The following is an 11,951-nucleotide window of genomic DNA, read 5'->3' as shown; positions in this document are numbered from 1 at the left end:
TCGGGCGCGGGTCTCAGCTCGCCAGGCGGTCGGCCTTGAACGTCAGGGTCGCGATCATGCCTTCGACGGGCCACTGGTACTCCACCGACCCGCGCAGCTGACGTTCCACCACACGGTCCAGGAGGCGTCCGCCAAATCCCGACCCTGGGTTCGGGGCGTTGACTGCCGGCCCGCCGCGCTCCGTCCAGACGATCACCGCCTCGTCCTGCACGATCTTGCACGACACATCGAGCAACCCGGCCGCCACCGAGAGCGCGCCATACTTGACGGCGTTGGTGGCCAGTTCGTGGATCACCAGGGCCAGGGCGGTGGCGGCGCCCTCGCCTATTCCAACCCGCGGCACAGCCACGCGGATGCGTCCGCTGAACGCGCCGAGGTCGTCATAGGGATTGAGCAGCACCGACAGCAGGTCGCCAAGCAAGGTGGCCTCATCAGTCTGGCCCGGCACAGGACGGACCAGGTCGTGAGCCCGGCCCAGGGCGGAGAGACGCTGAATCAGCTCCCGCGCCATGTCTTCCTTGGTCTCCGCCGATCGCGATGTCATCGAGGTGAGCGCCCCGGCGATGGTGATCAGGTTCTTGACCCGATGACTCATCTCGCCCGCCAGCAGCTCGTTCGCCTCCTCGGCCTGCTTGCGGCCGGTGACGTCTAGAAAGACCCCGTACATGACGCGGCCCTCAATATCCTCGTCATCACCCCGCCCGCGGGCGGAAATCCAGCGCACGTCGTCCCCGACCAGAATCCGGAAGTCGATCTCATAGGGCCCGACAATGCCGCGGGTGGCGTTGAAGGCCACCCGCACCCGGTCGCGGTCGGCGGGATGGATGTGCGCCGAAAGATCCTCGAATGTCACGATCACGTCATTGGGCACGGTCCAGAGCTCGTAACCGACGTCGTCCATGGTCAATGCGTCACTGTCGACGTTCCATGACCATAGGGCGACACCGGCGGCGGTCACGCCGAGCCGCAGGCGTCTTTCATCCCACACAGGGGCGCTCGGCTCAGCCATGGACACGCATTCCTCAGTCCTTTCAGGACGACCGCAGCCCAATGACGGATATCGGCGACCCGTAGCAACCTTTGCCAAGGCAAGATCGCTCAGGCGCTGCGCCAAGGGAGCGCCGGGATCTCCAGTTAGCACATGTCATGACAAAACCGCGGCCGCCCTCCCGGGGGCGACGTCGCCGCCTAGATGTCAAACACCCTTCCCTTGACCTTGGCCCTGCCGCCCCGTCTCCTCCTGCTAAATCGGGGATGGAGGCTTTCGGGATGCGGGCTTGGATCATGGCGGCGGCCCTGGCGCTTCTGGCGTCGCCGGTGGGCGCAGAGACGGTTCGGGTAGGCGTCGAGAGCGGGGTTCTGGCCGGCGAGGCCACCGACCGGGCGCGGATCTTCCGCAACATCCCCTATGCCGCCCCACCGGTGGGGCCCCTGCGCTGGGCGCCGCCGCAAGCGCCCCAGCCCTGGACCGGCGCGCGGCCGGCGGTGGCGGCCGGGCCCTCCTGTCCCCAGCCCATGCGCGAGGACGGCGCCCCCAACGCCGGCGGCGCCAATGGGCCGATGAGCGAGGACTGCCTGCAGCTCAATGTCTTCGCCCCCCTCTACCGGCCGGACGCCAAGCCCGCCCCGGTCATGGTCTGGCTCCACGGCGGCTCGCACCGCACTGGCGCCGGCTGGGTCTATGACGGCCAGAACTTCGCCCGCGACGGGATAGTGCTGGTGGCGATCAATTATCGCCTGGGTCCGCTGGGCTATTTCGCTCACCCAGCCCTGACCAAGTCCGCCGGCGCCAAGGCCCCGCTGGGGTCCTATGGGCTGATGGACCAGATCGCGGCGCTGAAGTGGGTCCAGCGCAACATCGCCGCCCTTGGGGGCGATCCCGGCAATGTGACGGTCTTCGGCGAGTCGGCGGGCGGCATGAGCACGCTCGCCCTGCTGGCGACGCCCCAGGCCAAGGGCCTGTTCCACAAGGCCATCGTCCAGTCGGGCGGGGGCTGGTTTGAGCCGGACAGTCTGGCGGCCCGGGAAAAGATCGGCGTTGCGGCGGGCGAGAAGCTCGGCCTGCCCGCCAAGGCCACCACCGCCCAGCTGCGCGCCGTGCCCGCAGACACCCTGATCAAAACCGTCGAGGGCGAGTTTGGCCCCTTCCCTGACGGGCGGCTCCTGCCGCGCACGGCGACCCAGGCCTTCGCCGCCGGCGCTGAGATCGACGTGCCGATGATCATCGGCTGGAACAATGGAGAGGACAGCCTGCTGGGCGGTCCCGGCGGCGGGGCGAGGTTCGCCGCCAACCTGCCGCCCATGGCGCGGGCCTTCTACGAGGAAGCCGCCGCCGAGGGGGACGAGGCCCTGGGCCGGGCGGTCTTCACCGACCGGGTGTTCGGCGCGCCGGCCCGCTGGATCGCCGGCCAGGCCGCCGATGGGGCGCCGGCCTTCCTCTATCACTTCTCCTATGTGGGCGACCGGTTCCGGCGGGTCCTGGACCGGGCCCATCATGCGGCGGAGATCCAGTACGTCTTCGAATACTGGGGCCGCCGGACGCCCGACAGCGTGGTCAGCGACGAGGACCGGGCCATGGCGACCCTGATGCACGGCTGCTGGGTCGCCTTCGCCAGGACGGGCGCGCCGTCCTGCGAGGACCAGGCCTGGCCGGCCTATGACCCCGTCTCCGATCAACTCCTGGAGTTCGGCGCCGAGACCGCCGTGCGCCAGGGCTTTGGCCGCCGCCAGCTGGACGCCCTGGAACAGTTCACCCTGCCGACGCTCGGCTTGCCGGCGAAGTAGCCGACGGCGGCTTACGCGCCGCAGGCGCTATAAAGAACGGGTCACGAAGGACACAAAGGGGCGCGAAGGACACTAAGAACAAGGTCGCCGGCGCCTTCGTGTCCTTGGCTGTCTTCGTGTCCCCTCTTTCTGACTCCGCAGCCTAAGAACGAATCACCGGCCAAGGCGTTGAGGTGACTCAACAATTCGCCGGAGTTCCTCCCATGGCCGCCCGTCCCACCTGGCAGGGTTATCTGCGCCTGTCCCTCGTGAGCTGCCCAGTGACGCTCTACACGGCCACCAGCCGCTCGGGCGATGTCAGCTTCAACATGCTGCACAAGGATACCCACAACCGCATCCGCATGATCCCCACCGACCCCGACAGCGGGCCGGTGGATCGGGCCGATATCGTCAAGGGCTATGAGATCGAGAAGGGCCGCTATGTCGTCCTGACCCAGGACGAGATCAACAACGTCAAGCTGGAGACGACCCGCAGCCTGGATATCGAGCGGTTCGTCGACGAGACCGATATCGACCGGCTCTACTGGAACGCCCCCTATTTCCTGGTCCCCGATGGGGACATGGCGGTGGAGGCCTATACGGTGATCCGCTCGGCCATGGAGGCCTCGGGCAAGGTGGCGCTGGGCCGGCTGGCCATGCACCAGCGCGAGCGGGTCATGGCCCTGGAGCCCCGGGGCCTGGGCATCCTCGCCTACACCCTGCGCTCGAACGACGAGGTGCGTAGCGCCGATGAGGCCTTTGAGGACATTCCCGACCTCAAGCCCGACAAGAAGATGGTCGAAATCGCCACCAAGATCATCGAGCAGCAGGAGGGCGACTTCGACCCGGCCATGTTCGCCGATCGCTACGAAGAGGCCCTGCGCGCCCTGATCGCCGAAAAGGAGGAGGGCCACACCATCGAGGCGCCTGAGGCGCCCAAGGACCTGGAGGTCAGCGACCTCATGGAGCAGCTCAAGCGCAGCCTGGGCGACACCGGCGGCGCCCGGCGCAAGCCCGCCAGCCGCGCCGGCGCCAAGGCCAAGCGCGGGCCGGCCAAATCGACCCGGAAGAAGAGCGCCTAGACCGAGGCTCAGTCCTTGGCGCGTTCCACATAGGAGCCATCCTCGGTGAGGACGACGATGCGGGTGCCCACGGTGATGTAGGGCGGGATCATCACCCGCAGGCCGGCGTCGGTCATGGCCGGCTTGTAGGAGGAGGACGCCGTCTGGCCCTTCATGGCCGGCTCGGTCTCGGTGATCTCGACCGTCACCCGAGAGGGCAGGGAGATGGCGATGGGCACGCCCTCATGGGTCGAGAGCTGCACGGCCATGCCGTCCTGCAGATAGACCTTGGCGTCGCCGATCACGTCTTCCGGGGCCACCAGCTGGTCGAAGTTTTCCGGGTTCATGAAGTGATAGCCCTCACCGTCCTGGTACAGGAAGGTGTGCTCCCGCTCCTCGACGAAGGCCCGCTCCACCTGCTCGGTGGTGCGGTAGCGTTCCGACACCTTCACCCCGTCGGAGATGCGGCGCATGTTCAGCTGGGTCACGGGCGTGCCCTTGCCGGGGTGGATGTTCTCGACGGTCAGGACCACGTAGAGCTTGCCGTCCACATCGACGACATTACCCTTGCGGAGCGAGCTGGCGGCGACCTTCACGTGATGTCTTCCTCGAACCTGGGGCGGGCCGACGCGGGCCCGTTTGATCTCAAAAACCTATAGAGGTCCCGCGCACCTATAGGATCGCAGGCGTTTTCGCCAGCTTTGGCGCTGATTTTCCATTACTGGCCGGACAACTTCATGCCGCACGTGACGCCCTGGTGGGATCGGGACGCCCACCGCGACCGCCGCCCCTTCCTGACCGCCCGCGGGCAGGTCACCAAGGCCGTACGCCGCTGGTTCGAGGATCAGGCCTTCACCGAGGTGGAGGCGGCGGCCCTGCAGGTCTCGCCGGGCAATGAGGCGCACCTGCACGCCTTTTCGACAGAGGCCATCGGGCACGACGGGCGCCGGGCGGCCATGCACCTGCACACCTCGCCGGAATTCGCCTGCAAAAAGCTGCTGGCGGCGGGGGAGACGAAGATCTTTGACCTGGCCCGGGTCTGGCGCAATCGCGAGCGCGGGCCTTTGCACCATCCGGAATTCACCCTGCTGGAATGGTATCGGACGGACGCCCCCTATGAGACCCTGATGGAGGACTGCGCCAGCCTGCTGGCCCTGGCGGCGCAGACCCTGGGCGCCAAGGTGCTGACCTGGCGGGGCGCGGAGGCCGACCCCTTCGCCGAGCCGGAGCGCGTGACGGTGGCCCAGGCCTATGCGCAGTTCGCAGGCATTGACCTGCTGGCGACGGTGGGCGATGGCGGGACCACCGACCGGGCGGCCCTGGCTCAAGCGGCGGCGGGCACGGGCATCCGGGTGGCCGCCGACGACACCTGGGCCGACATCTTCAGCCGGGTGATGGTCGAAAAGGTGGAGCCAAACCTGGGCTTTGGCCGGCCCACCATCCTCTGTGAATATCCCACCGCTGAGGCCGCGCTGGCGCGGCCCAAGGCCAGCGATCCCCGGGTGGCCGAGCGGTTCGAGCTCTATGCCTGTGGGGTGGAGCTGGCCAACTGCTTTGGCGAACTCACCGACGCCGATGAACAGCGCCGGCGGTTCGAGGCCGAGATGGACGAAAAGGCGAGGGTCTATGGGGAGCGCTATCCCATCGACGAGGATTTCCTGGCCGCTCTGGCCCACATGCCGGCCGCCAGCGGGGCCGCGCTCGGCTTCGATCGCCTGGTCATGCTGGCCTCTGGCGCCCAGCGGATCGAACAGGTGATCTGGACCCCGGTGGCCGAGGTCTGACAGGGGGCTTCCATTGCGGGCCGGGCGCATCTCAGCCATATGCCGCCGATGACGAGCCCGGCGCCCAAGACCCTGCGCACGCCTGCCGCCCTGGCCGGGGCCGGGCTGATCGCGCCCGCCGACATCGCGCCGCTGGAGGCGGTCGCCGCCCGCTACGCCGTGGCGATCACGCCCTATCTCGCCCAGCAGATCGCCGAGGGCGGGCCGGGGCTCGCCCGCCAGTACCTGCCCGATCCTGCCGAGCTGGAGGCCACGCCCGAAGAGCGCGCCGACCCGATCGGCGATCACGCCCACATGCCGGTCAAGGGGATCGTCCACCGCTATGGCGACCGGGCGCTGCTCAAGATCACCCATGTCTGCGCGGTCTATTGCCGCTTCTGCTTCCGCCGCGAAATGGTGGGGCCGGGCGGCGAAGGCGCGCTGACGCCGGCCGAACTCGCCGCGGCGCTGGCCTATGTGGCTGAGCATGACGAGATCTGGGAGGTCATCGTCACCGGCGGCGATCCCCTGGTGCTGTCGCCGCGAAGGCTTGCCGAACTGATGGCGGGTCTCGCCTCCATCGACCATGTGAAGGTGGTCCGCTTCCACACCCGCCTGCCGGTGGTCGATCCGGCCGCGGTGACCGACGAACTGGTCGCGGCCTTAAGCGCGCCCGGCAAGGCGGTCTATGTGGCCCTGCACGCCAACCATCCCGACGAACTGACGCCAGAGGCGCGGGCCGCCTGCGCCAGGATGATCGACGCCGGCATCGCCATGGTCAGCCAGAGCGTGCTGCTGCGGGGGATCAATGACGATGTCGCCATCCTGGGCGCCCTGATGCGGGCCTTCATCGAGACCCGGATCAAGCCCTACTACCTTCACCAGGGGGATCTCGCGCCGGGCACCAGCCATCTGCGGGTTCCGATAGCTGAGGGCCAGGCCCTGATGCGCGCCCTTCGCGGCGACTATTCCGGCCTCTGCCAGCCGACCTATGTGCTGGACATCCCCGGCGGTCACGGCAAGTCGCCCATCGGCCCGGACTATATCGAAGGCGGCGATGGCGCCTACGCGGTCGAGGACCCGCAAGGGGTCCGCCACCCCTATCCGCCTAAAGCCTAGAGGATGTAGCGCGACAGGTCGGTGTCGCCGGTCAGCTCGCCCAGGCGCTGGCGGACATAGTCGGCGTCGATGGTCAGGGTCTCGCCGTCCTTGTCGGCGGCGGTGAAGCTGATCTCCTCCAGCACCTTTTCCATCACCGTCTGCAGGCGCCGGGCGCCGATGTTTTCCAGCGAGCCGTTCACCGCCACGGCGGAATCGGCCAGCGCATCGATGGCCTCCTCGGTGAAGGTCAGCGTCACGCCCTCGGTGGCGAGCAGCGCCTGGTTCTGACGGATCAGATTGGCCTCGGGCTCGGTGAGGATGCGGCGCATGTCATCCCGGGTCAGGGCCTTCAGCTCCACCCGGATCGGCAGGCGGCCCTGCAGCTCGGGCAGCAGGTCCGAGGGCTTGGCCACGTGGAAGGCGCCCGAGGCGATGAACAGGATGTGGTCGGTCTTCACCGGCCCGTACTTGGTGGCGACCGTGGTCCCCTCGATCAGGGGCAGCAGGTCGCGCTGCACCCCTTCGCGGCTGACATCGGCGCCGGCGCGGTCGGAACGGCTGGCCACCTTGTCGATCTCGTCCAGGAAGACGATGCCCTCGTTCTCGGCCAGTTGCAGGGCCTCCTGGGTGAGAGCCTCCTGGTCCAGGAGCTTGTCGCTCTCCTCGGCGATCAGCGGCGCCCAGGCGCCGATCACCGTGGTCTTGTGGGTCTTGGTGCGGCCCTGGCCGAAGGCCTTGCCCATGATGTCGGAGATGTTCATCACCCCCATGGACGCGCCCGGCTGGCCCGGCACGTCGAACAGGGGCATGCCGCCGGAATCGGCCAGGGTCAGCTCGACCTCCTTGTCGTCCAGCTCGCCGGCCCGCAGCTTCTTGCGGAAGCTCTCACGGGCGGCCGTCGAGCCGGGGCCGGTCAGCGCGTCCAGCAGCCGCTCCTCAGCCGCAGCCTCGGCCCGGGCGGCGACGGCGCCACGGCGCTTGTCACGGACCATGGCGATGGCGCTCTCCACCAGGTCGCGAACGATCTGGTCCACGTCGCGGCCGACATAGCCGACCTCGGTGAACTTGGTGGCCTCGACCTTGAGGAAGGGCGCGTTGGCGAGCCTGGCCAACCGGCGCGCGATCTCGGTCTTGCCGACGCCTGTGGGGCCGATCATCAGGATGTTCTTCGGCGTCACCTCGTCGCGCAGGGCGTCGGGCACACGACGGCGGCGCCAGCGGTTGCGCAGGGCCACGGCGACGGCCTTCTTGGCGTCCTTCTGGCCGACGATGAAGCGGTCGAGTTCGGAAACGATCTCGCGGGGGGAGAAGTCTGTCATGGGTTCACTAGGTTTGAGCCGACGGGCCGCCTTAGAGACGTTCGACCGTCAGCTCGCCATTGGTGTAGACGCAGATGCGCGCGGCGATGCCCATGGCCTTGCGGGCCACCTCTTCGGCCGAAAGCTGCGAGTCCATCAGGGCCATGCCGGCGGCGAGCGCGTAGTTGCCGCCCGAGCCGATGGCCGCCACGCCGCTCTCGGGCTCCAGCACGTCGCCGACGCCGGTGACCGTGTAGATGGCGTCCTTGTCGGCCACCAGCAGCATGGCCTCCAGCTTGCGCAGGTAGCGGTCGGTGCGCCAGTCCTTGGCCAGGTCCACGCAGGCCCGGGCCAGGTGTTCCGGATACTGTTCGAGCTTGGTCTCAAGCCGCTCGATCAGGGTGAAGGCGTCGGCCGTGGCGCCGGCGAAGCCTGCCAGGACCCGGCCGCCGGCCAGGGTGCGGACCTTGCGGGCGTTGCCCTTGACCACGGTCTGGCCCATGGAGACCTGACCGTCGCCGGCGATGACGGTCTGGCCGTCCTTGCGCACCGCCAGGATGGTCGTGCCGTGCCAGTCGGGGAAGTTGGAAGAAGTCTGCGACATCCGCCGGGATGTGGCGACCAGGGCAGGTGAGGTCAAGCGCCATGGAATTTTCCGACGCCGAGGTCGAGCGCTACGCCCGCCATCTGGTGCTGCGCGAAGTGGGCGGGCCGGGCCAGCAGAGGCTGAAGGCCGCCCATGTGCTGATCGTGGGCGCCGGCGGCCTGGGCGCCCCGGCCAGCCTCTATCTGGCCGCCGCCGGCGTGGGCCAGATCACCCTGGTGGACCCCGACGAGGCCGACCTCTCCAACCTGCAACGGCAGGTGATCTATCGCCCCTCAGACGTGGGCCGGGCCAAGGTCGAGGCCGCGGCCGCCGAGCTTTCCGCCCTCAACCCCCATGTGAAGATCAATCCCGTCCGCCTGGCCCTGGACAGCGCCAACGCCGGGCCCCTGATCGCCGGCGCCGACCTGGTGCTGGACGGCACCGACGACTTCGCCACCCGGTTTGCGGTCAACGCCGCCTGCGTGGCCCATGCCAAGCCGCTGGTCTCCGGCGCCATCGGCCGCTGGACCGGCCAGGTGGGCGTCTTCACCGGCCAGCCCTGCTACCAGTGCCTGGTCCCCGCCATCCCCCCCGACGCCGAAACCTGCGCCGCCGTCGGCGTCATCGGCGCGCTCGCCGGCGTCATCGGCTCGATGATGGCGCTGGAGGCGATCAAGGTCATTACGGGGGCGGGGGAGCCGCTGGAGGGCCGGCTGCTGATCTATGACGGCCTGGCCGCGGAGACGCGGACGGTACGGATTGGCGCTGATCCGGGGTGTGAGGTGTGTGGGGGGGACCTTGTCAGAAACTAGCGAGCGCGGCCGGAAGGTTGGTTGTGGATATGTCCGACAACGTCGAGCTTCATCCACGCCCAATCAGTGAAACTAGGCTGCGTTCGGAGATGGTACATTCAGCTCGGCGACGCGCTTAGCGACACCTTCCATTGTAAGCTTCCGAAGTTCCGAGCCCTTCGCGGCTTGATCGCTTTTACCCAGCGCCTCGTAAATTCCCCAGACCGCATCTGCCGCAGCCTCCACCTCGCTGACATCGACACTCTTAATGTCGAGTTTGGCGACGTCCGCCGCTTTGGGCGCGGCCTTACGGGTTAGCAGTGCTGCCAACCAGAACAGGGCATAGAAGCGGACGTTCGAACGGTCGCGGCCGGTCATTTCGGAGCGTGTTTTGAGTACTCCATCAACCATACGAATCAAAAGCGCAGCATTTGTATAGAGCCCGATGGGATAGGTTTCGGAAAAGGCTGATGCATACACTGCATTGTCTTTAATCAACGACGAAGGGCGCGCGCGCGCGGTGTCAGGCCTCCCTAGTAAAATCGTCATTACAGCCTGTGCCATAAGTGGAATGCTTATAATCTTGTCGGCCGGCTTGCCCTCATTTTTATAGAAGTTCTTGCGGCGATCATAATACAATCCGGCAGACTTAAGCGCGTCCTCGATATCGCGCTGCACCTTATCGGTCGCCCGAAGGGTGGCGGGCTGTACAGGATTCTGGCTATTCGTTGCCTTAATGATCTTGTCGCGTGTCTCTTCGTCTTCTGAGGAAACGATTTTTACCATTACGCTACGTTGATCATCGGCCTGCTCATCGAAGTGGCGGGCTATTTGGGTGGAGGTCTGAAGCCCGTTAACGATCTGCGGGTTGGCGATAGTAACAACGTCGCCATTAAGCGTCGCGCGACTAGCTAGTATCGTCACTCCATTATTCATCCACCAGAAATCAACTACCTTCTCGTTCTGGAGAGTCGCTACAATTTCTGCGTTCACCTCTGTCGTGCCCTGGAAGTCGCGCACATTAGACTCGAATAACTCTGCACGCACTTTTCCATCAGCCGTCTTCAAGAACCGCGAATATTCTTTAAGCGGGCAGAGGACGATGTAGCCATTAGTGCCAGTTAAGTTCTTAGAGATTCTTAGATCGTAAGTCGTCTTCGGACGGCGCCGGGCGAGCTCTAGCAATCGACGAGCGCCCAAGAACTCCATCTCTACTTCTGCATCCAGAAAGAGACTTAGAGCAACCTCGTATAGTTCTTTTGCCTTAAGTTCGAGGTTTGGGTGGATATCCGAGTCGGCGCGCTTACAAGCATAATGATAGCAGACTCGGAGCGTCGGAAACTTGGCCGCGAGGCCGCGATAAGCCTGCCGAAAATTTTCTAGTACGCCTTTTACCGCTGAGTTATATTGTGGAAATTGATCATAGTCGGCATCGAGCTTTAGAAGGTGCCGAGTAACGGAAATTAGTTTGTTAACTGGTACTTCGCTGAAGCCCCCGGATGTCTTCGACTGAATGATGTGCAATTCAATACGCACGTCCTTCTTGAACGGAGAGACGTCAAAATCCTCATAGACAAGTTCGCCGTTTACAAAAGCGTAAGCAGAATCAATGCCCCCGTCGTGTTCGCCGTCCACAATGCCCGCCTGCACCTCCTCGTAGGAAAGATCATAATCCTTGAGGATCTGTTCGGCGCAGAAAACCTCAAAGTAATCTTGATCAGAGAGTGCGGGCGCGAGTTCCTCACGCTGTTGTTTTAGCACGTCGTCCAGCAACTGCTGCGAGTTATCCGCCATGACAAGTTCCCCCTTTGAAGCGCTATCTTTGTATCGCGGACGTCTATCCAACGCCACTTCCCTTGCCGACGCCCTGTCGTAGGCGAACGCGCCGAAGCGCCGCGACTGACCGCTCGCAGATGCTAGGGTTGGCAACTAGAGCGAAGTTGCCCTGCGCTTTAGTTGACCTGCCATGGTCGACCCTGCCCCGGCCCCAAACCCCTCGACCTGACGCGCCAGGGCTGATCCCCTATATGCTGTACCTGCGCCGCCACAGCCCCCAGAGCCCATGCCCCCTCGTCTGAAGCCGACCCGCCTGGAATATGTCGTCGATGGGGTGCGGCTGCGGGCACAGTTGTCGGCGGCGGCGCTGGATGCGGCCGGCGATGAGGCCGAGCAGCGCAGGCGGGCGCTGGAGATCCTCAAGCAGGCGCTGTTTCGCGGCCGGATGATCGCCAAGGAGCGGCTGGAGAATGGGGCCGGCGGCATCGAGACCGCACGGCTCCTGTCCGGGGTCACCGACGAGGTGGTCACCGCGCTGTACGACTTCACCACCGTCCACATGATCCGGGCGCGCAATCCCACCGAGGGCGAGCGCCTGGCGGTGATGGCGGTCGGCGGCTATGGGCGGGGCACGCTCGCGCCCTTCTCCGACCTCGATCTGTTGTTCCTGCGACCCTACAAGCAGACCGCCCATGTGGAGAGCGTGATCGAGTTCATGCTCTATGCGCTCTGGGATCTGGGCTTCAAGGTGGGGCACGCCTCGCGCACGGTGGATGAGTGCGTCAAGCTCGCCCGGGAAGACTTCACCATCC

10 protein-coding genes and 1 pseudogene are annotated in these 11,951 nt (G+C 66.0%); 6 read left to right on the top strand and 5 right to left on the bottom strand.

All coding sequences use genetic code 11. From position 1 onward, the window contains the following. Nucleotides 1–13: 13 nt before the first annotated feature. Nucleotides 14–1,009, bottom strand: coding sequence for a sensor histidine kinase (locus Q7V15_RS03420; RefSeq protein ID WP_304753837.1), 996 nt, complete (start codon nucleotides 1,007–1,009; stop codon nucleotides 14–16). Between the two features lie 260 nt (nucleotides 1,010–1,269). Here Q7V15_RS03420 and Q7V15_RS03415 point away from each other — a divergent pair, with 260 nt between their 5' ends. Together Q7V15_RS03415 and Q7V15_RS03410 are read left to right on the top strand one after the other, a co-directional pair. Beyond that, nucleotides 1,270–2,784 (top strand): carboxylesterase/lipase family protein, encoded by a 1,515-nt coding sequence (locus Q7V15_RS03415; RefSeq protein WP_304753836.1) that lies wholly within the window; start codon nucleotides 1,270–1,272, stop codon nucleotides 2,782–2,784. Between the two features lie 203 nt (nucleotides 2,785–2,987). After that, nucleotides 2,988–3,845 carry a Ku protein gene (locus Q7V15_RS03410; protein WP_304753835.1) on the top strand — a complete coding sequence of 286 codons (858 nt, stop codon included), beginning with the start codon at nucleotides 2,988–2,990 and terminating at the stop codon, nucleotides 3,843–3,845. An 8-nt stretch (nucleotides 3,846–3,853) separates the two neighbouring features. On the opposite strand, the gene efp is transcribed toward Q7V15_RS03410, so the two are convergent. Further along, entirely contained in the window at nucleotides 3,854–4,420 is a 567-nt protein-coding gene (efp, locus tag Q7V15_RS03405) for an elongation factor P (RefSeq protein ID WP_300579140.1), read from the bottom strand. Between the two features lie 141 nt (nucleotides 4,421–4,561). Between efp and epmA the strand changes: the two genes are divergently transcribed. Next, nucleotides 4,562–5,608, top strand: a complete 1,047-nt coding sequence (gene epmA / locus Q7V15_RS03400) for an EF-P lysine aminoacylase EpmA (protein WP_304753834.1) — start codon at nucleotides 4,562–4,564, stop codon at nucleotides 5,606–5,608. Nucleotides 5,609–5,647: 39 nt separating this feature from the next. Then, on the top strand, nucleotides 5,648–6,706 hold the full coding sequence (locus Q7V15_RS03395; protein ID WP_370689762.1) for a lysine-2,3-aminomutase-like protein: 1,059 nt from the start codon (nucleotides 5,648–5,650) through the stop codon (nucleotides 6,704–6,706). On the opposite strand, the gene hslU is transcribed toward Q7V15_RS03395, so the two are convergent. Then, nucleotides 6,703–8,007, bottom strand: coding sequence for an ATP-dependent protease ATPase subunit HslU (gene hslU, locus Q7V15_RS03390; protein WP_304753833.1), 1,305 nt, complete (start codon nucleotides 8,005–8,007; stop codon nucleotides 6,703–6,705). The genes Q7V15_RS03395 and hslU overlap by 4 nt on opposite strands. 31 nt (nucleotides 8,008–8,038) lie before the next feature. Continuing rightward, nucleotides 8,039–8,590: an ATP-dependent protease subunit HslV gene (hslV, locus tag Q7V15_RS03385; protein ID WP_304753832.1), complete on the bottom strand. Its 552-nt coding sequence runs from the start codon at nucleotides 8,588–8,590 to the stop codon at nucleotides 8,039–8,041. Between the two features lie 41 nt (nucleotides 8,591–8,631). On the opposite strand from hslV, the gene Q7V15_RS03380 reads away from it, so the two are divergent. Then, entirely contained in the window at nucleotides 8,632–9,384 is a 753-nt protein-coding gene (locus tag Q7V15_RS03380; protein ID WP_304753831.1) for a molybdopterin-synthase adenylyltransferase MoeB, read from the top strand. A 72-nt stretch (nucleotides 9,385–9,456) separates the two neighbouring features. Here the strand turns inward: Q7V15_RS03380 and Q7V15_RS03375 are convergent, their stop codons facing one another. Continuing rightward, the gene (locus Q7V15_RS03375) at nucleotides 9,457–11,157 is read right to left on the bottom strand and encodes an AIPR family protein (RefSeq protein WP_304753830.1); all 1,701 of its coding nucleotides are present in this window, start codon (nucleotides 11,155–11,157) and stop codon (nucleotides 9,457–9,459) included. Nucleotides 11,158–11,425: 268 nt separating this feature from the next. Between Q7V15_RS03375 and Q7V15_RS03370 the strand changes: the two are divergent. Then, nucleotides 11,426–11,951: pseudogene (locus Q7V15_RS03370) on the top strand (bifunctional uridylyltransferase/uridylyl-removing protein); the annotation flags it as partial.

The sequence above is a fragment of the Phenylobacterium sp. genome (assembly GCF_030651755.1).
Taxonomy (GTDB): domain Bacteria; phylum Pseudomonadota; class Alphaproteobacteria; order Caulobacterales; family Caulobacteraceae; genus Phenylobacterium.
This window is presented reverse-complemented; position numbering and strand designations above follow the sequence as displayed.

Excerpts from the sequence above, each read along its gene's own strand:
- Q7V15_RS03420 (WP_304753837.1), bottom strand. The coding sequence starts at position 1,009 with ATGGCTGAGCCGAGCGCCCCTGTGTGGGATGAAAGACGCCTGCGGCTC.
- Q7V15_RS03415 (WP_304753836.1), top strand. The coding sequence starts at position 1,270 with ATGCGGGCTTGGATCATGGCGGCGGCCCTGGCGCTTCTGGCGTCGCCG.
- Q7V15_RS03410 (WP_304753835.1), top strand. The coding sequence starts at position 2,988 with ATGGCCGCCCGTCCCACCTGGCAGGGTTATCTGCGCCTGTCCCTCGTG.
- epmA (WP_304753834.1), top strand. The coding sequence starts at position 4,562 with ATGCCGCACGTGACGCCCTGGTGGGATCGGGACGCCCACCGCGACCGC.
- Q7V15_RS03395 (WP_370689762.1), top strand. The coding sequence starts at position 5,648 with ATGCCGCCGATGACGAGCCCGGCGCCCAAGACCCTGCGCACGCCTGCC.
- hslU (WP_304753833.1), bottom strand. The coding sequence starts at position 8,007 with ATGACAGACTTCTCCCCCCGCGAGATCGTTTCCGAACTCGACCGCTTC.
- hslV (WP_304753832.1), bottom strand. The coding sequence starts at position 8,590 with ATGTCGCAGACTTCTTCCAACTTCCCCGACTGGCACGGCACGACCATC.
- Q7V15_RS03380 (WP_304753831.1), top strand. The coding sequence starts at position 8,632 with ATGGAATTTTCCGACGCCGAGGTCGAGCGCTACGCCCGCCATCTGGTG.
- Q7V15_RS03375 (WP_304753830.1), bottom strand. The coding sequence starts at position 11,157 with ATGGCGGATAACTCGCAGCAGTTGCTGGACGACGTGCTAAAACAACAG.